Origin of the sequence: Sanguibacter keddieii DSM 10542, assembly GCF_000024925.1 — a bacterium.
Taxonomy (GTDB): domain Bacteria; phylum Actinomycetota; class Actinomycetes; order Actinomycetales; family Cellulomonadaceae; genus Sanguibacter; species Sanguibacter keddieii.
The window spans coordinates 1,174,374-1,194,598 of sequence record NC_013521.1; the positions used below are offsets into that span (position 1 = coordinate 1,174,374).

The window sequence follows — 20,225 nt, forward strand, 5'->3', positions numbered from 1 at the left end:
GGAACGGGCCGGTAGGGGTGGACGAGCGGTCGAAGAGCGGTCGACAAGGAGGGCCCTCAGCTGCGCAGCAGCCCGTCGCGCAGGGCGACCGAGAGCGACGGGGCGAGGGGGAGCTGCGGGAACAGGGTGGCCTGGAACGCGTGGTAGATGTCGGGCTTGCCGGGCCACACCTTGGCCGTCGGCGTGTTGCTCGCGTCGAGCTCGTGGTGCCACGAGCCGTGCTCTCCGTCGAGGAAGACCGCGGCCACGTGGTCCCACCACCGGGCGTACTCGTCGTCGTACCGGGCGTCGCCGGTCGCCTTCGCGAGCGACGCGGCGGCACCGACGGCCTCCGCGGCGACCCAGTGCATGCGCGTCTCGACGACGGGCTCGCCGTCCCAGCCGGTCGTGTAGACGAAGCCGTGGGCGCCCGGGGTGCTCTCGCGCCAGCCGTCGGTGACCGCGCGGTCGTAGAGCTCGCGTGCCGCGGGCACCAGCCAGTCGGGGGCGTCCTCGCCGAGGCCCGCCCAGAGGTTGAGGAGCAGGCGTGCCCACTCGATGCCGTGGCCGACGGTGGCCCCGTAGGGCTTGAAGGGGTCGTCGGGCGTCGACTCGTTGAGGTCGGGCTGGGGGACCCAGGCCTCGTCGAAGTGCTCCGGGATGCGCCAGTCGTTCGACGGTGCCCACTCGACGCCCACGTAGCGGGCGATGCCGAGGGCGCGCTCGCGCCAGCGGGCGTCTCCGGTGACGTCGGCCGCGGCGAGCAGGGCCTCGACCGCGTGCATGTTGCCGTTGACCCCGCGGTAGGGGTCGAGCACGGACCAGGACTCGTCCCACTCGTCGACGTGCAGACCGGTCTCCGCGTCGAAGAACCGGGTGTCGAGCACCTCGAGCGCGTCGTCGAGCAGCTCCTGCGCACCCTCGAGGTCGGCCACGACGCCGGTGCTCGCGGCGAGCACCACGAAGGCGTGCGCGTAGCCGCTCTTGGTCGTGTCGACGGTGCCGTCGGCGGCGATCGACGCGTACCAGCCGCCGTTCACGTCGTCGTGGAGGCGCCCGCGCAGGGCGTCGAGGGCGGCCTGGGCCAGCGGGCGGCTGCCGGGGACCCCGAGCAGTGCCCCGAGCCCGTAGACGTGCGCCATGCGGCAGGTGATCCAGGTGAAGACGCCGCGCTCCGCGTCCAGGGACCCGTCGTCCTCGAGCCAGCCGGCGCCGCCGTCAGGGCTGACGAAGCCGGTGCCGAAGGCGAGCAGGCTGCGGGCGTGCTCGTCGAGCCAGTCGAGGTGGGTGGGGGTGCGCAGCCAGCTGTGGGCAGGTGAGGTCATCGGTGACTCCTACGTCGACAGGGGGGTGGGCTCGCCCGGCGGGGTGCCGTGGCGAGGAGGGGCGAGGGGGCCTGGAGAGGTGAGAGGTCCTGGTGCCGGCACCAGGTGCGTCTGCAGGACGAGGGCGGCGCCACCGAGGGCCGGTGCTGTCGCGGCGGTGCGGGACAGCCGGACGTCGACGGGGTGCGCGCCGCGGGCGAAGAGCGAGGAGGCGAGGACCCCGCGCACCGCAGGCAGGTAGATGTCACCAGCCGCGGCCAGGCTCGCCCCGGTGAGCACGAGCATCCGGACGTCGAGGAGGTTCACGGCGGTCAGCGCCGCGGCGGCGACGTACCGGGCGGAGCGCTCGAGGACGTCGCGCGCTCCCGGGTGGCCCGCGGCCGCTGCCCGGGCGACGGCCGCGAGGTCGCTCACCACCGACGGCTGGGGCTCGGAGCCGGAGGTGCCTGTCGAGAGGCCGGCGGCCGCGGCGAGGTCGGGTGAGCGGCGCGCCTCGGCGACCACCGCGGCCGGTCCGGCGAGGACCTCGACGCACCCGCGGGTCCCGCACCAGCACACGGGGCCGTCGAGGTCGAGGGTGGTGTGGCCGATCTCGCCGGCGTTGCCGCTCGACCCGCGGTAGGCGACGCCGTCGAGCACCAGGCCGGCACCGAGCCCGGTGCCCATGTAGAGCACCGCGAAGCTGTTCTCGGTCCCTGTCCCGCCGGCCCAGTGCTCGCCGATGGCCGAGGCCGTGGCGTCGTTCTCGAGCACCACGGGCAGCCCGGTGAGCCGGCCGAGCTCGGAGGTGATCGGGTAGTCCGTCCACGCGCGCATCTCTGGCGGGGTGCGGTGCATGCCGCCGTCCGAGGTCAGCGGGCCCGGCGCGACGAACCCGATGCCGAGGACCCTGCTGCGGTCCACCCCGGCCTCGTCGACCAGCCGGTCGACCTCTGCGGCGGTCTCCACGAGGACCTCCGCGGGGGACCGGGTCCCCGGTCCGGGGTGGGTCGACAGCGCGACCGAGGTGCCCGCGAGGTCGGTCACCGTGCAGGTGATGGAGGCGTGGTCGAGGTGCACGCCGACCGCGTAGCGCGCGGTCGGGTCGAGCTCGAGCAGCACCCGCGGCTTGCCGCCGGTCGACTCGGCGCGTCCGGTCTCGACGACGAGGCCGTCGTCGATGAGGCGCCGTACGACCGTCGAGACGGTCGCGCCGGTGAGCCCGGTCGTCACCGTGAGCCCGACGCGCGAGACGGTGCCGGACGCCCGGATGGCGTCGACGATCACCGACGTGCTCGCGCTGCGCTGCGCCTGTGCCATGGACCTCTGCTCTGTCTCGCCTGCTGCACGGCGGCACGCGGGTGCGTGCTGCCCGGTACCGACTTTATTCGCTCGCCGAAGATTGTGGAAGAGCGGCGTCGCGACCAGGCTCCGAACGGTTGGTGAGGAAGGTTGACGAAGTCTCGCGGGGTGCCCCAGGATGGGTGGCAGACCGACCCGCAGCACCTCTTCGCATCGATCCGAGCCGCCGACGTCTCGCGCGGCCCCGCCGACCGACCCCCCAGGAGCCCACGACAGATGATCAGCCAGACGCTGCACACCGGATGGACCCTGCGAGCCACGGGCGGACCGGTGCCCACCGAGCTGGCGCCACGGCTCCTCGACGCCGACGTCCCGGCGCAGGTGCCCGGGACCGCGCACACCGACCTCCTCGACGCCGGGCTGATCCCCGACCCCTACCTCGACCTCAACGAGACCGCCCTCGCCTGGATGCACCTGGTCGACTGGCGCTACCAGACCACCTTCACCGCGACGGCCGCCGCGGACGGCGAGCACCTCGACCTCGTCTTCGACGGCCTCGACACCGTCGCGACCGTGACGCTCAACGGGACCGTCGTCGGGCGCACCGCCAACCAGCACCGCGGGTACCGGTTCGACGTCGCAGGGCTCGTCGTCGAGGGCGAGAACCACCTGGTCGTCGACCTGCGGTCCGCCCTCGCCCACGCCCGCGAGGTCGCCGACGAGATCGTGCTGCGCCCCCGCGCCTACGACCACCCCTTCAACATGGTCCGCAAGATGGCCTGCTCCTTCGGCTGGGACTGGGGGCCCGACCTCCAGACCGCGGGCATCTGGAAGGGCGTCCGCCTCGAGCGCTGGACCCTCGCGCACCTCCAGCAGGTCCGCCCCCTCGTGACCGTCGGGCCCGACGGCACCGGCCACGTCGACGTGCACGTCGACCTCGGACGCGGCGTCGACGACCGCCACCACGGGGACGTCGTCCTCACCGCCGCGCTCGCGGCCGGCCACGGCATCGGGGACCACGTCGCGACGGTCACGGTCACACCCGGGGAGTCGACCGCCGTCGTGCACCTCGAGGTCCCGGGCGCCCCGCTCTGGTGGCCGGTCGGCTACGGCGAGCACCCCCTCTTCGACCTCTCGCTGACCCTCGGCACGACCGACGGCGAGACGCTCCAGACCTACGAGCGCCGCATCGGCTTCCGCACCGTCGAGCTCGACACGACTCCCGACGACGTCGGCACGCCCTTCACGATCTCGGTCAACGGCCAGGCGGTCTTCGTCAAGGGCGCCAACTGGATCCCGGACGACCACCTGCTCACCCGCATCACCCGCGACCGCCTCGAGCGACGCGTCGACCAGGCGCTCGACGCCAACATGAACCTGCTGCGCGTCTGGGGCGGCGGCATCTACGAGACCGAGGACTTCTACGACGTCTGCGACGAGCGCGGCGTCATGGTCTGGCAGGACTTCCTCCTCGCCTGCGCGGCCTACCCGGAGGAGGAGCCGGTCTGGTCCGAGATGGAGGCCGAGGCGCGCGAGAACGTCGCGCGGCTCACCCCGCACGCCTCGCTGGTGCTGTGGAACGGCGGCAACGAGAACCTCTGGGGCTACCTCGACTGGGGCTGGCAGCAGGACCTCGAGGGTCGGACCTGGGGCTTCCGGTACTACACGGAGCTCTTCCCGGCGATCGTGGCCGAGCTCGACCCGACGCGCCCGTACTGCGACGGCTCGCCCTACAGCCCGGGCTACAGCGCCGAGGTCGACGGCGGGGCGCCGACCTTCCACCCGAACGACGCGGACCACGGCACGCGTCACGAGTGGGAGGTGTGGAACCGCGTCGACTACACCACCTACCGCGACCAGGTCCCGCGCTTCAGCTCGGAGTTCGGCTTCCAGGGGCCGCCCGCGTGGACCACGCTCACCCGGTCGATCCCGGAGGCGGCGCTCACCAAGGAGTCGCCGGAGTTCCTGCTCCACCAGAAGGCCGCCGACGGCAACCTCAAGCTCGACCGCGGGCTCGAGCCGCACCTGCCCACGCCGTCGGCCTTCGACGACTGGCACTGGACCACCCAGCTCAACCAGGCGCACGCCGTGCAGTACGGCATCGAGCACTACCGCTCGTACTGGCCGCGGACGGCCGGCTCGATCGTCTGGCAGCTCAACGACTGCTGGCCCGTGACGTCGTGGGCCGCGGTCGACGGCGACGAGCGGCCCAAGCCGCTGTTCTACGCGCTGCGCCACGCCTACGCGGACCGGCTGCTCACCGTGCAGCCGCGCGAGGGTGTCCCGACCCTCGTGGTGGTCAACGACCACGCCGAGGCCTGGGAGGGCGAGGTGACGCTGCGTCGCGTGGACGTCACCGGCGCCGCGCAGGGCGAGACCGAGCAGGTCTCGGTCGCGGTGCCGGCGCGCTCGGTCCACGAGGTGCCGCTCTCGGCCGCGCTGACGACCCCCGGTGACGCGACGCGCGAGGTGCTCGTCGCCGAGCTCGACGACGTCCGCGAGATCCACCTCTTCGCCGAGCCCAAGGACCTGGTGCTCGACCCGGCCGCGGTGGACGTCGAGGTCCGGGCCGTCGACGGTGGGCTCGTCGTCGACGTGTCGGCCGCGACCCTGGCCCTCGACGTGTCGGTCCTCGCCGACCGCATCGTCCCCGACGGGGTCGTCGACGACATGCTCGTCTCCCTGCTCCCGGGGGAGTCGCACACCTTTGTCGTGTCGAGCGGCACCGGGGTCTCGGCAGAACGTGTCGCCGAGCTGGGCACGCCGGAGTCCGTGGCGTCGGTGGTCCGGTCGGTCAACAGCTGCGCGAGGTCCTGAGCCCACGAGGCCTGGCCTCGACACCCCGCCCCTCCGGGACGGGACACGCCGGCGGGGTATCCCACGAGGTACCTCGCCGGCCTGTCCCGTACCCCGGGACGGAGGACGGCCTGGCGTGGTCAGGTCGAGATAGGGTCGGGGCGAAGCGCTTCGACGACGAGCGCCGCACACATCGAGGAGAGTCATGACCGCAGCAGGCACCGCCGCCCGCCAGTTCCCCGCAGACTTCGTCTGGGGTTCCGCGACGGCCTCGTACCAGATCGAGGGAGCAGCGACCGAGGGAGGCCGCGGCCCGTCCATCTGGGACACGTTCTCGCACACCCCCGGCAAGACGCTCAACGGCGACACCGGCGACCAGGCCGACGACCACTACCACCGGTGGGCCGAGGACGTGCAGCACATCAAGGACCTCGGGCTCGACGCCTACAGGTTCTCGATCTCGTGGTCGCGCGTGCAGCCCGGCGGCACGGGGGAGTTCAACCCCGAGGGCATCGCCTTCTACTCGGCGCTCGTCGACGGCCTCCTCGAGGCCGGGGTCAGGCCCGTCGTCACGCTCTACCACTGGGACCTCCCGCAGGAGCTCGAGGACGAGGGCGGCTGGGCCAACCGCGCGACCGCCGAGGCCTTCGCGGTCTACGCCCGCCGCATGGCCGAGGAGCTCGGCGACCGGATCGACGTCTGGACCACCCTCAACGAGCCCTGGTGCTCCGCCTACCTCGGGTACGGGTCGGGCGTCCACGCGCCGGGCCGCACCGAGCCCGCGGCCGCGCTCGCCGCGGTCCACCACCTCAACCTCGCCCACGGCCTCGCGGCCCTCGCGATCCGTGAGGTCCTCGGCGACGCCGCCAAGGTGTCCATCACGCTCAACCTGCACGTGATCCGCCCCGACGACCCCGCCTCGGCGGCCGACCTCGACGCCGTGCGGAAGATCGACGCCCTCGCCAACCGGGCTTTCCTCGGCCCGGCGCTCGACGGCGCCTACCCCGACGACCTCCTCGCCGACACCGCGCACGTGACCGACTGGTCCTTCGTGCTCCCGGGCGACGGTGAGATCACCCGCCAGCGCCTCGACGTGCTGGGCGTCAACTACTACTCGACCGTCCGCGTCCGTCACTTCGAGGGCGACGGCGAGGCCGCGCAGAACGACGGCCACGGCGCCTCGGCGGCCTCCCCGTGGATCGGCGTCACCGACGTCGAGTTCCTCCAGCAGCCGGGCCCCTACACGGCGATGGGCTGGAACATCGATCCCGCCGGCATGACCGAGCTGCTGCTCACCGTCCGCGACGCCTACCCCGAGCAGCCGATGATGATCACCGAGAACGGCGCCGCGTTCTACGACGAGGTCTCCGACGACGGCCGCGTGCACGACCCGCTGCGGGTGTCCTACCTGCACGACCACGTCGACGCAGTCGGCGCGGCCATCGACGCCGGCGCCGACGTCCGCGGGTACTTCGCCTGGTCGCTCCTCGACAACTTCGAGTGGGGCTACGGCTACGACCGCCGCTTCGGCATCGTCCGCGTCGACTACGACACCTTCGAGCGCACCTGGAAGGACTCGGCGTTCTGGTACCGGACCCTCGCCACCACCGGCACGCTGCCGGCCGTGGACGACGTCCGGTACTGACACCGGCGTACCACCTCCGGCCCCGTCGGCACCCTCACCAGGGGGTGCCGGCGGGGCCGACGTGCGTCGTCCGCCAGACACGCCGAGGTGCGTTGCACGCAGCACCTTTTCACCCGCCCCTGGAGGCTGCGGTGACGGTCGTCTCATCGTCCCTGTCCACCGGTGGTGGACGGCCGTCGTCCACAGGCGGTGGACAGCCGCCAGACCTCGTCGGGACCAGGGCGCGAGAGGGGGCGAGCGCCGGATGTCAGGGGTCCCGGGGATACTCGACGAGGCGGTGAGGCAGCGCTCTGCACCGCTGCGCCGCGAGGGCGACGGGGCCCTCGGTGGTTGTCCACACCGTCATCCACACCTGTGTGTCTCTCGCGACACGCGGTACCAGTTCTAGGGGTGGTCAACGGGTCGAGGCACTAGGTATAGTGGTTACACGCCCAGCGCGCAGGTCAGCACACAAGCCGCGCGAGGGCTCAGACACCGCAGCACGACACGCCACACAGCTCTGGGGAACCCGCCGATCAGGCCTCACCACTGCAGCGTCGGCAGCGCACCACCAGCTACCCACGGGCTTCCCCAGCCCCTCACCTCGAGGAGACTCCGCATGAGCATCACGGTCTACAGCAAGCCGGCGTGCGTCCAGTGCGACGCGACGTACCGAGCCCTCGACAAGAAGGGCATCGACTACACCATCGTCGACATCAGCGCGGACCCGGAAGCCCTCGAGATGGTCCGCGGCCTCGGCTACCTCCAGGCCCCCGTCGTCGTCGCCGGCGACGAGCACTGGTCCGGGTTCCGCCCCGACCAGATCAACGCGCTCGCGGCCAAGGTGTCCGCGTCCGTCGCCTGACCCCACAGGTCCCTGACGTGGCACGCCTCGTCTACTTCTCCAGCACCTCGGAGAACACCCACAGGTTCGTCCAGAAGCTCGACGTCGAGGCGCAGCGCATCCCGCTGCGCCCGGCGGACGGGTTTCTCCAGGTCGACGAGCCCTACGTCCTGGTCGTCCCGACCTACGGCGGAGGCAACGACGGCGGGGCAGTGCCCCGTCAGGTCGTCAAGTTCCTCAACGACCAGCAGAACCGGTCGCTCATCCGGGGCGTCATCGCCGCCGGGAACACCAACTTCGGCGAGGCCTACTGCCTCGCCGGCGCCATCGTCTCCCAGAAGTGCTCCGTGCCGTACCTCTACGGCTTCGAGCTCCTCGGGACGACCGAGGACGTTCTCCGCGTCCGCGAAGGATTGGAACAGTTTTGGCAACGACAGTCACTGAAGTCGGCCTAGAGACCGAGCTCGACTACCACTCGCTCAACGCGATGCTCAACCTCTACGGACCGGACGGCGAGATCCAGTTCGACAAGGACCGGCAGGCTGCGCGGCAGTACTTCCTGCAGCACGTCAACCAGAACACGGTCTTCTTCCACAGCCTCGAGGAGAAGCTCGAGTACCTCGTCGAGAACAAGTACTACGAGCCCGAGATCCTCGCGAAGTACACCCCCGCCTTCGTGAAGTCGCTCTTCGACCTCGCGTACTCCAAGAAGTTCCGCTTCGAGACCTTCCTCGGCGCCTTCAAGTACTACACCTCGTACACGCTCAAGACCTTCGACGGCAAGCGCTACCTCGAGCGCTTCGAAGACCGCGTCTGCATGGTGGCCCTGACCCTCGCCGACGGCGACGAGACCACGGCCGTCAACGTCGTCGAGGAGATCATCGCCGGGCGCTTCCAGCCCGCCACCCCCACCTTCCTCAACTCGGGCAAGGCGCAGCGCGGCGAGGCCGTCTCCTGCTTCCTCCTCCGCATCGAGGACAACATGGAGTCGATCGCCCGCGGCATCAACTCCGCCCTCCAGCTCTCCAAGCGCGGCGGCGGCGTCGCCCTCCTGCTCAGCAACATCCGTGAGCACGGCGCACCCATCAAGCACATCGAGAACCAGTCCTCCGGCGTCATCCCCGTGATGAAGCTCCTCGAAGACTCCTTCTCCTACGCCAACCAGCTCGGAGCGCGCCAGGGCGCCGGAGCCGTGTACCTGCACGCGCACCACCCCGACATCATGCGGTTCCTCGACACCAAGCGTGAGAACGCCGACGAGAAGATCCGCATCAAGACGCTCTCGCTCGGTGTCGTCATCCCCGACATCACCTTCGAGCTCGCCCGCAAGAACGAGGACATGTACCTCTTCTCGCCCTACGACGTCGAGCGCGTCTACGGCAAGCCCTTCGCCGACGTCGCCATCTCCGAGAAGTACCACGAGATGGTCGACGACGGACGCATCCGCAAGACGAAGATCAAGGCCCGCGAGTTCTTCCAGACCCTCGCCGAGCTCCAGTTCGAGTCCGGCTACCCGTACGTCATGTTCGAGGACACCGTCAACGCGGCCAACCCCATCAAGGGCCGCATCACGCACTCGAACCTCTGCTCCGAGATCCTCCAGGTCTCGACCCCGTCGACCTACAACGACGACCTCTCGTACGAGCACATCGGGCGCGACATCTCCTGCAACCTCGGCTCCATGAACATCGCCAAGGCCATGGACTCGCCCGACTTCGCCAAGACCATCGACACCGCGATCCGTGCCCTCACCGCCGTCTCCGACCAGACGAGCATCGACTCCGTCCCGTCGATCCGACGCGCCAACGAGTCCGGCCACGCCATCGGCCTCGGCCAGATGAACCTCCACGGCTACCTCGCACGCGAGCGGGTGTTCTACGGCTCCGAAGAGGGCATCGACTTCACCAACATCTACTTCTACACGGTCGCCTTCCACGCGATCGCAGCGTCCAACCGCCTCGCCATCGAGCGCAAGCGCTTCTTCGGCGGGTTCGAGGACTCCAAGTACGCCACCGGCGAGTACTTCGACAAGTACACCGACCAGGTGTGGGAGCCCGCCACCGACCGCGTCCGCCAGATCTTCGCCGACGCCGGCGTGCACATCCCCACCCAGCAGGACTGGGCCGAGCTCAAGGCATCCGTCATGGAGCACGGCATCTACAACCAGAACCTCCAGGCCGTGCCGCCGACCGGTTCCATCAGCTACATCAACAACTCGACCTCCTCGATCCACCCCGTGGCCTCGAAGATCGAGATCCGCAAGGAAGGCAAGATCGGGCGCGTCTACTACCCGGCGCCGTACCTCACCAACGACAACCTGGAGTACTACCAGGACGCGTACGAGATCGGCTACGAGAAGATCATCGACACCTACGCCGCGGCCACGCAGCACGTCGACCAGGGACTCTCGCTCACGCTGTTCTTCAAGGACACCGCGACCACGCGTGACGTCAACCGCGCGCAGATCTACGCGTGGCGCAAGGGGATCAAGACGCTGTACTACATCCGGTTGCGTCAGCTGGCGCTGGAGGGGACCGAGGTCGAGGGTTGCGTCTCCTGCATGCTGTGATGCTGTAGTCCGCACCTTCCGCGGACGAGGTCTGCGATCGCCGGGCCGCAGGCGGCCTGCCAGGCCCACCACGATCGCAGACCTCGTCCGCTCCAGGTGCTACCTCGTGACCTCGCCGGCGTGCGGCTGGGTGAGCGTTGCGGGGTGCTGTGTCGGGTGTGACTGCTGTTGCCTCGAACCGCTCCAGGCGCTCAGCCTGGAGCGGTCTGGTGGGAACGTAGGGTGTTGCTGGAAGCCAGTGGGTTCGTGCCTGCTGGTGTGTGGTTCTTGATGTTTGGTCAGTCCCCATCGATGTCGGTGGGAGAGGGAGTTCAGAGCGATGTCCACCGGAAAGCTCAAGCTGGTCAGCCGGGTCCAGGCGATCAACTGGAACCGTGTCGAGGACGAGAAGGACTCCGAGGTCTGGGACAGGCTCACGGGGAACTTCTGGCTGCCCGAGAAGGTCCCGGTGTCCAACGACATCCAGTCGTGGGCGACGCTCACGCCCGTCGAGAAGGAGCTCACCACCCGTGTGTTCACGGGGCTGACGCTCCTCGACACCATCCAGGGGACCGTCGGTGCCGTCAGCCTCATCCCTGACGCCATCACGCCGCACGAGGAAGCCGTCTACACGAACATCGCGTTCATGGAGTCGGTCCACGCCAAGAGCTACTCCTCGATCTTCTCCACGCTCATCTCCACGCAGGAGATCGACGACGCGTTCCGCTGGTCGGAGGAGAACGCCAACCTCCAGCGCAAGGCCGAGATCGTCCTCGAGTACTACCACGGCGACTCGCCCCTCAAGCGGAAGGTCGCCTCGACGCTGCTCGAGTCCTTCCTCTTCTACTCCGGCTTCTACCTGCCGATGTACTGGTCCAGCCGCGCCAAGCTCACCAACACGGCCGACCTCATCCGCCTCATCATCCGCGACGAGGCCGTCCACGGGTACTACATCGGCTACAAGTACCAGAAGGGACTCGAGAAGCTCAGCCCCGCCGAGCGCGACGAGATGAAGGCCTACACCTTCGAGCTCCTCTTCGAGCTCTACGAGAACGAGGTCCAGTACACCGCCGACCTCTACGACGGTGTCGGCCTCACCGAGGACGTCAAGAAGTTCCTGCGGTACAACGCCAACAAGGCGCTCATGAACCTCGGCTACGAAGGCCTCTTCCCCAAGGACGAGACCGACGTCAACCCCGCGATCCTCTCGGCCCTCAGCCCCAACGCCGACGAGAACCACGACTTCTTCTCCGGCTCCGGCTCCTCCTACGTCATCGGCAAGGCCGTCAACACCGAAGACGAGGACTGGGACTTCTGACCCCGGTCTGAACGACCAGAGCCCCCGTCCGACCCCGAGAGGGGCGGGCGGGGGCTCTGTCGTCTGTGCGAGGCCGCGAAGAGCTCCGAGAGGCAGCTCTCGCAGGCGGGAGGAGGTCAGGGGCTGGTCGGTCCCGTGGGTGTCACTCGGGAGCAGCGGTGTGCGCGCCCTCGACGGGCGGCTGGGCGGACCAGGGGAAGGTGATCCACAGGTCCGTGTCCTTCCACGAGTAGTCCGGCGTGACGATGGAGCGAGGCTTGGAGTACAGGACCGCGGAGCGGGCCTCCACGCCCTTGGCCGCCATCATCCGCATCACGAGCTCGAGGGTGCGGCCCGAGTCGGCCACGTCGTCGACGACGAGGACCTTCGAGCCGGGCAGCTCCGAGGTGTCCATGAGGGGCGGCAGGACGCGCGGGTCCGGGAGGGTCTCGCCGATGTCCGTGTAGAACTCGACGTTGAGCGTCCCGACGCCCTTGGTGCCCAGGGCGTAGGCGACAGCACCACCGGGGAGCAGGCCGCCCCGGGCGACCGCGACGACGACGTCGGGGAGGAACCCGCTCGCCACCACCTTCTCGGCCAGCTCACGCGAGGCGACACCGAAGGTCTCCCACGTCAGGACTTCACGGGCAGGGCTGGGGGTGCTGAGTTCGCTCACCCCCCAACGATACGGGGCGCACCGCACCCCGGGGTGCGACCGAAGGTCCTGGGCGGCGTCCGCTGACCCGCGCCGCCGACGCGCCCCCCAGACGCCGAGAGCCCCGGACCGCAAGGGTCCGGGGCTCTCGGTCGAGCGGTGCTGGCGTCAGCCCGCGCGGAGGATGTCCACGACGAACACGAGGTCGTCGTCCTTGAGCTCGCTGCCCTCGCTCGCGCCGTACGCGAGGTCCTTCGGGATGACCAGGAGCACCTGGCTGCCGACCGTCTGGCCGACGAGGCCCTGGTCCCAGCCCGCGATGACCTGGCCGGAGCCGAGGCCGTTCACGACGAACGGTGCGCCGCGCTCCCACGAGGAGTCGAACTGCTCGCCGTCGGCGACCTTCCAGCCCGTGTACTGGACCTGGACGTTCTGGCCCTCGGTCACGACCGGGCCGGTGCCCTTGATGAGCGTCTGCGCGACGAGCTCGGCCGGAGCGGTGTAGCCGTCCGGGATCGAGATGCTCGGCGCGCCGTCCTCGGCCAGGGTGACGGTCGGCAGACCGTCGGCCGGGGCGACGACCTCGCCCTCGGCGCGGGTCGGGGTGTCGCGCACGCTCACCGAGTCGAAGACGTACAGGTAGGTGGCGCCATCAGAGCCCGTCTGGGCGAAGAGGATGCGGGTGCCGACCTTCTTGCCGACGAGGGCCTCCTGCAGGGCAGGGACGCCGGAGAAGTCGGTCGCCAGGTCCCACTCGGGGGCGGCCTCCTCGGACCAGCTGGAGTCGACGACCGTGCCGTCGGCCGCGTTGTAGACGACGGACTGCATCGACGCGAGGCTCGCCTCGGTCATCTCGTCGCCGGTGCCCTCGTCGAGGACCCGCACGGTCGGTGCCGTGACGGTGAGCGGCGACTCGAACTCGAGAGTCGGCTCGGTGCCGGCGTCACCGGTCACGGTGACGGCGTCGAGGGCCGCGACGTCCTCGGCGGTGGGTTCTGGAGCCTCGGCCGCAGCGTCGGTCGCGCTGGCCGAGGGGGTGGCGTCGTCTCCGTCGGAGCTTCCGCATCCCGCGAGGAGGAGCGCGGTGGCGATGGTGAGCGCGGTCACTCCGCGCGCGGTGCGGTGCTTCAAGACGTCAGTCCTTCGATCCGGGGATGTGCCGCGGTCAACGGCCTCGACAACTGTAGCCCCCCTCTCTGTGCGGAGCCTGGACCGCACGAGCCCCTACGACCCGTGCACCGACCGTGCACACGACGAGCACGGCTGGTCGCCCCGGCGCCGGCAGGGGAGAATGGTCCGATGCCGTCGTCCCGCCGCTCCTCCCGCCGCCCGTACAGCGAAGAACCGCGCCCTCTCGACCTCGAGCGCGCCACGGGCGGCCGCCGGACCGAGACCCGTCGCGGCGAGGAGTGGACCGTCCAGAGCGTCCGCTCGAGCGAGAAGACCTACACCTGCCCCGGCTGCCACCAGCCCGTGCCCGCGGGCGCGCCGCACGTGGTCGCGTGGGCGAGCGACTCGCTCTTCGGGCGCGAGGCCGCGCTCGCCGAGCGTCGTCACTGGCACACCCGCTGCTGGGGCTGACCCCGACCCACGACGCACCGGAGCGACGCACCGCAGCGTCGACCCGAAACGCTCGACCGAAGCGCAGACCGACCGACGAGAAGAGGCCCGCACATGACCGACCAGACCCTCGACGACCAGACCCTCGACGACCAGCCCGGCACGCCGACCCGCCCGGAGGCAGACCGCAGCGAGCACGCCGCCCCGGCCCACGACGCAGGCACCGTGCTCGTCCTCCTGCACGGCTTCCCGGTCGACCACCGCATGTGGGACGGCGTGGTCGAGGCGCTCGACGTCGGCATCCCCGTGCTCGCGCCAGACCTGCCTGGGCTGGGCTCGGCCCCGCTGCCGGACGGGGACGCACCGAGCCTCGACGCCTCGGCCGACGCCGTCGCCGCCGCGGTGCGCGACGCAGGACACCAGCGCGCGCTCGTCGCAGGGCTGTCCATGGGTGGCTACGTCGCCCTCGCTCTCGCAGAGCGCCACCCCGACCTGGTCGCCGGGCTCGCGCTCGTCGACACCAAGGCCACGGCCGACGCCGACGAGGCGCGTGCCAACCGGTTGCGTGTCGCCGACGAGGTGGAGGCCTCCGGGTCGGTCGAGCCGGTCCTCGGGATGGTCGGCTCGCTCCTCAGCGCGACCAGCGTGGGCGAGCACCCGGGGCTGCCCGACGAGGTCTCCGGCTGGATCGGCCAGCAGCGTCCGAGCGGCGTCGCCTGGTCCCAGCGGGCGATGGCGTCGAGGCCCGACCGTACCGAGGTCCTCGCCGGCTTCGGCGGCCCGGTGGTCGTGGTCGTGGGGGAGGACGACACCGTGACGCCCCTGGACGGCGCGCAGCTGATGGCCGGCACCGCGCCGGACGCGGCGCTGGTCGTCGTGCCGGGGGCCGGGCACCTCAGTGCCGTCGAGGCGCCGGGTGCTGTCGCCGAGGCCCTCGCCGAGCTGGTACGCCGCGACGGTGAGATCACCGAGCCCGGGGCGTAGCTGGCGGCATCGGTGCCGACTCCCGTGACCGGACGTCTTACGCCGGGCCACCCGTGGTGCCGGCGAGGGCGCGTGCCAGGGCCTCGGTGAGGTCGATCGACTCTCCGTCGCGGGCGCCCTGCCCGAGGACGAGCGGCGGGTCGCTCGGCTGGACCTGCGCGCCCCGCAGGCGGGTGCGCAGCGACCCCTCGACCGAGAGGACGTAGAACTCGCCGTCGGTCCCGACGCCGACGCTCTGGTTCTTGCGCAGGTACCAGCCGTCGATCGTCGTGCGGTAGCGCCCGTTGCCCCGGTACGCACGGGCGACCAGGCGGACGGTCGGTACGCCCTGCGCGGTCGCACGTGCGACGAACTCGTGGATCAGCTCACGAGCCTGGGCCGACTCGGCGGCACGTCGTCGCTCGAGCCCGGCGGCCTGGTGCGCCGCGTTGCGCGAGCGTTCCTCGCGCCACGCGGCGTCCGACGAGGCGTTGCCTGCGGTCATCGGGTGAGACCGTCAGCGCTCGGCGGCCGACGGCTCGTCAGCATCTGCCCCGACGGGCTCGCCCTCGGTCTCAGGGGCGCTCGACGGCGCCGCCGACACCGGTGCCGGACGGGCCGACTTGGCGGGTGCGGCCTTGCGGGCCTGCTGCGCCGGGGTCCCCTGCGCCGACAGCGGTGCGGGACGCGGGGCCTTCTTCGCCTTCGGCGCGGGCGCAGGGCTCGGGGCAGGTGCCTCGGGCTCGGCGTCGACGACGGTCGGCTCCGGGGTGCTGGTGCCTGAGGTCGCGGCCGCGAAGGACTCCTCGACGGCCGCAGCCTTCTCGAGGGTCTGCGCGCTCGGGATCGGCTCGCTGCCCAGCAGCGAGCGCAGCTCGTCGAGGTACGCGGTGATGGACTCGCGCTGGCGGTTGAGGTCGTCGACCTGGCGCTGGGCGGTCGACCGCTCGCGCTCCGACTCGATGAGCGCGTCCGAGAGCGTCTCCTGCGACTGCTGGCGTGCGGACCCGAGGATCTCCGCGGCCGACGCGCGCGCCGCCTCGGCCGACTCCTTGGCGTGGGCGTCCGAGTCCTTGCGGATCTGCTCGTAGGTCGCGAGGGCCTCGGCAGCCCGGCGCTCGGCCTCGGCCGCGTGACGCTCGGCGTCCGAGAGCAGCTTGTCGGTCTCGGCCTTGCTCTGCGCGTGCAGCTCGGTGTCGGCGAGCTGCGCGGCCTCGTGCTTGGCCGCGATGTCGAGCTCGGCCGCAGCGAGGGTCTCGCGTGCGGTGGTCAGCAGGGTCGACGCCTCGTCGCGGGCGCTCGACAGGACGTCCTCGGCCTCGCGGCGGGCGTCGGAGACGAGCCGCTCGGCCTCGATGGTCGTGGTCTCGCGGAGCTCGGTGGTCTCGCGGGTGGTGGTGTCGCGGAGCTCGGTGGTCTCGCGCGCGGCCGTGTCGCGGAGCTCGGTGGTCTCCCGCTGCGCGGTCTCGACGAGGTGCGAGGCCTGCAGCTGGGCGTTGGCCAGCTGCTCGTTGACCGTGCCCTGGGTCGTGGCGCGCAGGTCGTTGAGGTCGTGCTCGGCCTGCAGGCGCAGGGCGTCGAGCTCCTGGTCGACACCGAAGCGGAGCGAGGCGATCTCCGCCTCGGTCTCCTGCCGCAGCGTCGCGAGCTCGCGGTCGAGCTCGTTGCGACGGGTGGTGGCCTCGTCCTCGACCGCGGTGCGCAGCGCGGCGGCGTCCGACTCGGTCCGCTGACGGAGCTCGTCCGTCTCGCGCGCCGTCGTCGTGCGCAGCTGGGCCGCCTGCGCCTCGGTCGAGCGGCGGAGCTCGGCGGTCTCGGTCTCGGTGGTGTGGCGCAGCGTGGAGGTCTCGACGTCTGCGGAGGCGCGCAGCTCGCGGGAGTAGCGGTCGGCCTCCTCGCGCTGGGTCGTGGTCTCGGCCTCCGTGCGGGTGCGGAGCTCGTCCGCGTCGCGCTCGGTCGTGACCCGCAGCTCGGTGGTCTCGCGCTCGGTCGTCGCGCGCAGGGTCCCGAGCTCGCGCTCGAGGGCCGTGCGGCGCTCGGTCTCCTCGGTCGCGATGGCCGTCTGGATGCGGGCGGCCTCGCGCTCGGCGGACCCGACGAGCTCCTCGGCGCGGCGCTCGGCCGACTCGGTGGTCGTGTGCGCCTCGTTGGCGGCCGCAGTGCGGACCTCCTCGGCCTCGCGGCGGGCGGCGGCGAGGATCTCGGCGGCCTCGTTCTCGGCGCGCGACCGGATCTGCGTGGAGGTCTGGCGGGCGCGCTCGACGGTCTCGTGCGCCTGGCTGGTCGCCTGCGCCATGACGTCGCTCGACTGCTCCTCGGCCGAGCGCATGAGCTGCTCGATGCGGGACCCGAGGCCTGCGTAGGACGGGCGGTCGATCTCGCTCAGCTGGTCCTGTGCCGCGCTGAGCTCACCCGCGGTCCGGCGGACGTCGGCGTCGAGCGCCTCGGCCCGTGCCTGCGCCTCCGCGAGGGCCGACTCGAGCGACCTCACCCGGCCGTCGACCTGGCTGCGGTCGTAGCCGCGCATGACGACAGGGAAGATCGGACGTTCGTCGGACACAGCAGACCTCCGTGGTCGGGGTTGGGCAGGCTGCACCGAACATTCACATGCCCGGGGCGAGGAGTGGGCGGAGCGTGGTCGCGCGTGCCGGGGCCGCGTGAGCCGGCCTCTCTGACGAGGGCTGACTGCGGCACAGGCTCGGTCGCCACCACCCTATCGGTTCGACGGTCTCGTGAACACGCCCCGCAACCCCGTGCCCGGACCGTGGTCCGGGGACGTCGTGGCACGTCACGGGAAGGTGCCGGGCGCTACGCTGACAGATCAGGTTCGGAAGGGAACACTCAGTGCTGCACAGAATCGTTATGGTCGGCCTCGTGGTCGCCGGGCTCGTCGTCGCGGGCCTCGGCGTCGCGTCTGCAACCGTCTGGCGCCCGAGCGACACCGCGGTCATGACCACGGGCGCCGTCTCCACGACCGCCGACGCGTCCGGGGCGACCCTGCTGACCACGGCACCGGGAGTCCTCTCCCTCGTGGACGAGGACGTCACCGTCACCGCGCGGTCCTCTGAGGACGCCACGGTCGTGATCGCCGTCGGGTCCCAGGTGGACGTCGAGGGATGGGTCGGCGACGACCCCGCACGCGTGGTCACCGGTGCCTCGGACTGGGACACGCTCACCGTCGCCACGGTCGAGAAGTCCGGTGAGGACGAGGCCGCGACCGACGAGGCTGCGACGGAAGAAGCAGCGACCGACGCAGCCACCGACGACGCGGCGGCTGAGCCCGTCGCCCCAGGCCCGAACCCTGCTGGCTCTGACATGTGGGTCACCGAGACGAGCGGCACCGGGAGCGCCTCGCTCCGCTGGGACGCCTCGTCGACCGACCAGGTGATGCTCGTGGCCGCCGTCGGCGAGGACGCGGCAGCGCCGCAGCTCACGCTCTCGTGGCCGCGCGAGGTCACCACCCCGCTGCTGTGGCCCGGTGTCGCGCTCGGCGTGCTGCTCGTGGTCCTCGGGCTCCTCTACGGCCTGCTGGTCGGACGTCGTCGCCGGTCGAACGCGCCCGTACCCGCCCGCTCCGCGAGCGTCGCGACGGCCGAGGACGCTCCCGCGACCGGGACGCTGACCCGTCGCCAGCTGCGTGAGCGGGCCGAGCGCGAGCAGCAGGAGGCCACCGAGGCCGCCGCACGCCCGAAGCGCCAGTGGCCGTGGACCGGGGCCATCCCGGTGGTCAAGCCGGCCGACGAGCAGGACGGCGCTGCGGAGAAGACCGCCGCCGCAGACGCTGCGCCCGAGCCGCACCGTCCGGCCTGGCTGCCCGAGGGCACCGGGTCCACCTCCGGCTCGAGCTGGCGCGCCGCCTGGGGCGTCCGGACGCCCGATGCGGCCGACCCCTCGACGACGGCTGCGACCGGCTCGACCGCCGCGCCTTCCGCCACGACCCCGTCCGCACCTACGACGCCGTCCGCACCCACGACGCCGACGACACCGGCTGCTGCGACGCCCTCGCCCGCCCCCGGTGCTTCTCCGGCGCCAGCCGCAGCACCGTCGACCCCGGGCGTCACGCCTCCGGCCACGCGTCCTGCGGGTACCCCGTCCGTGGCGAAGCCTGCGACGCAGCTGCCCCCGGTCCGCCCGGTCGACCAGGCCTCGCCGTTCCAGCGGATCACGCTGCGCTCGGGCGACGAGAGCGCACCGGCCCGCAGGATCCGGCGCGAGCAGCAGCCCTCGGCGTGGAGCGCTCCTCGCTCGCCGTGGGCCCAGCCCGCCCGGCCGCCCGTGGCACCGACCGACGCCGACGGTGCCGCAGACGCCCCGTCACCGACCGACGACACCACCAAGGACTCCGAATGATGCGCCGCGCCCCCCGCGCCCTCGTCCTCGTGGCCGCCGGGATGGTCGCGCTCACCGCGTGCACCCCCGAGCTCCCCACGGTCCAGACCGACCCGGCGCCCAGCGTGGCGCCGCCCGTCCTCTCGAGCGTCCAGGACGCGGCGGTCTACGAGGCGGTCGGGGTCGCCCTCGGCGACGCGTCGACCACCCTCGACCCCGCCGAGCTGGAGCCGCGCCTCACCGGTCCCGCCCTCGCGCTGCGCACCGTCGAGCTCCAGGTGGCTGCCGCGGTGGGCAGCACGGACGGGCTCACCGAGCTCCCCACGACCGTGCAGTCGGAGATCCTCCCGACCACCCAGACGTGGCCGCGCACCGCGCTGTCCGTCTCGGTGCGCCCGGAGGACCTCGGGACCGAGCGCATGTACGTGCTCGACCAGGCGACAGCACGTGACCAGTACAAGCTCTGGGCATGGATCCGGCTGTTCCCCTCCATCACCCTGCCGACCTTCGCCGCACCGAACGTCGGGACCGAGTCCGTGGCGCCCGACGACGCCAGCCTGCTCATGACCCCGGCCGACGCCGTCGCGCGCTACGCCGACGTCCTGACCTCCCGGGAGGAGTCGGCCTTCGCCGCCGACTTCCCGGACGACCCGCTGCGGGCCGCCATGGCCGACGCCTTCACCAAGCAGTCGACGATCGCGGAAGAGCTCAGCGGGACGTTCACGGAGACCTACGCCGCGCCGGAGGGGGCGCTGCGCGCGGTGCGCACGGACGACGGCGGTGCGCTGGTCGTCGCGCAGATCGACTCGACCTCGACGCTCACGGGCGAGGAAGGGGCCGTCGTGTCCCCGAACGCCGCGCAGCGCGCGCTCATCGGCGACGTCCCCGACTCGAACTCCGTGTCCTACGGCCGCACGATCCTCGTCGGCATCTACGTCCCTCCCGCCGAGGGTGGCGAGATCGGCACGACGGTCGTCGGCAGCGAGTTCCTCACGACCTCCGCCTCGATCCCCTGACAGCGCCC

General features: G+C 71.6%; 16 protein-coding genes. 10 read left to right on the forward strand and 6 right to left on the reverse strand.

Annotated elements, in window-relative coordinates:
• Window positions 1-56: 56 nt before the first annotated feature.
• Together SKED_RS04960 and SKED_RS04965 are read right to left on the reverse strand one after the other, a co-directional pair.
• Window positions 57-1,304 (reverse strand): AGE family epimerase/isomerase, encoded by a 1,248-nt coding sequence (locus tag SKED_RS04960; RefSeq protein ID WP_012866032.1) that lies wholly within the window; start codon window positions 1,302-1,304, stop codon window positions 57-59.
• Between the two features lie 9 nt (window positions 1,305-1,313).
• Window positions 1,314-2,603, reverse strand: coding sequence for an ROK family transcriptional regulator (locus SKED_RS04965; protein ID WP_012866033.1), 1,290 nt, complete (start codon window positions 2,601-2,603; stop codon window positions 1,314-1,316).
• 258 nt (window positions 2,604-2,861) lie between these two features.
• Here SKED_RS04965 and SKED_RS04970 point away from each other — a divergent pair, with 258 nt between their 5' ends.
• The 6 genes from SKED_RS04970 (at window position 2,862) to nrdF (ending at window position 11,715) form a co-directional block, all read left to right on the forward strand.
• A complete protein-coding gene (locus SKED_RS04970) occupies window positions 2,862-5,402 on the forward strand; it encodes a glycoside hydrolase family 2 protein (protein ID WP_012866034.1) in 2,541 nt (846 codons plus the stop codon).
• Between the two features lie 184 nt (window positions 5,403-5,586).
• On the forward strand, window positions 5,587-7,026 hold the full coding sequence (locus SKED_RS04975) for a GH1 family beta-glucosidase (RefSeq protein ID WP_012866035.1): 1,440 nt from the start codon (window positions 5,587-5,589) through the stop codon (window positions 7,024-7,026).
• A 598-nt stretch (window positions 7,027-7,624) separates the two neighbouring features.
• Complete coding sequence (nrdH, locus tag SKED_RS04980; protein ID WP_012866036.1) at window positions 7,625-7,870, forward strand: glutaredoxin-like protein NrdH; 246 nt, start codon at window positions 7,625-7,627, stop codon at window positions 7,868-7,870.
• A 17-nt stretch (window positions 7,871-7,887) separates the two neighbouring features.
• Window positions 7,888-8,304: a class Ib ribonucleoside-diphosphate reductase assembly flavoprotein NrdI gene (nrdI, locus tag SKED_RS04985; RefSeq protein WP_012866037.1), complete on the forward strand. Its 417-nt coding sequence runs from the start codon at window positions 7,888-7,890 to the stop codon at window positions 8,302-8,304.
• Window positions 8,274-10,418 (forward strand): class 1b ribonucleoside-diphosphate reductase subunit alpha, encoded by a 2,145-nt coding sequence (gene nrdE / locus SKED_RS04990; protein ID WP_042437791.1) that lies wholly within the window; start codon window positions 8,274-8,276, stop codon window positions 10,416-10,418. The genes nrdI and nrdE overlap by 31 nt, the downstream gene beginning before the upstream one ends.
• 319 nt (window positions 10,419-10,737) lie before the next feature.
• A complete protein-coding gene (gene nrdF / locus SKED_RS04995) occupies window positions 10,738-11,715 on the forward strand; it encodes a class 1b ribonucleoside-diphosphate reductase subunit beta (RefSeq protein WP_012866039.1) in 978 nt (325 codons plus the stop codon).
• Between the two features lie 142 nt (window positions 11,716-11,857).
• Here the strand turns inward: nrdF and SKED_RS05000 are convergent, their stop codons facing one another.
• Together SKED_RS05000 and SKED_RS05005 are read right to left on the reverse strand one after the other, a co-directional pair.
• On the reverse strand, window positions 11,858-12,370 hold the full coding sequence (locus SKED_RS05000; protein ID WP_012866040.1) for a phosphoribosyltransferase: 513 nt from the start codon (window positions 12,368-12,370) through the stop codon (window positions 11,858-11,860).
• Between the two features lie 147 nt (window positions 12,371-12,517).
• Window positions 12,518-13,480 (reverse strand): FKBP-type peptidyl-prolyl cis-trans isomerase, encoded by a 963-nt coding sequence (locus SKED_RS05005; RefSeq protein ID WP_012866041.1) that lies wholly within the window; start codon window positions 13,478-13,480, stop codon window positions 12,518-12,520.
• Between the two features lie 168 nt (window positions 13,481-13,648).
• Between SKED_RS05005 and SKED_RS05010 the strand changes: the two genes are divergently transcribed.
• Together SKED_RS05010 and SKED_RS05015 are read left to right on the forward strand one after the other, a co-directional pair.
• Entirely contained in the window at window positions 13,649-13,930 is a 282-nt protein-coding gene (locus tag SKED_RS05010; protein ID WP_012866042.1) for a hypothetical protein, read from the forward strand.
• A 93-nt stretch (window positions 13,931-14,023) separates the two neighbouring features.
• A complete protein-coding gene (locus SKED_RS05015; RefSeq protein ID WP_012866043.1) occupies window positions 14,024-14,893 on the forward strand; it encodes an alpha/beta fold hydrolase in 870 nt (289 codons plus the stop codon).
• 37 nt (window positions 14,894-14,930) lie between these two features.
• On the opposite strand, the gene SKED_RS05020 is transcribed toward SKED_RS05015, so the two are convergent.
• Window positions 14,931-15,377 carry a hypothetical protein gene (locus SKED_RS05020; protein ID WP_012866044.1) on the reverse strand — a complete coding sequence of 149 codons (447 nt, stop codon included), beginning with the start codon at window positions 15,375-15,377 and terminating at the stop codon, window positions 14,931-14,933.
• A 12-nt stretch (window positions 15,378-15,389) separates the two neighbouring features.
• Entirely contained in the window at window positions 15,390-17,432 is a 2,043-nt protein-coding gene (locus tag SKED_RS05025) for a coiled-coil domain-containing protein (RefSeq protein ID WP_012866045.1), read from the reverse strand.
• Between the two features lie 302 nt (window positions 17,433-17,734).
• Here SKED_RS05025 and SKED_RS18890 point away from each other — a divergent pair, with 302 nt between their 5' ends.
• Both SKED_RS18890 and SKED_RS05035 read left to right on the forward strand, forming a co-directional pair.
• Entirely contained in the window at window positions 17,735-19,222 is a 1,488-nt protein-coding gene (locus tag SKED_RS18890; protein ID WP_012866046.1) for a hypothetical protein, read from the forward strand.
• On the forward strand, window positions 19,219-20,217 hold the full coding sequence (locus SKED_RS05035) for a DUF8094 domain-containing protein (RefSeq protein WP_052293872.1): 999 nt from the start codon (window positions 19,219-19,221) through the stop codon (window positions 20,215-20,217). Before SKED_RS18890 ends, SKED_RS05035 begins: the two co-directional genes overlap by 4 nt.
• Window positions 20,218-20,225 lie beyond the last annotated feature (8 nt).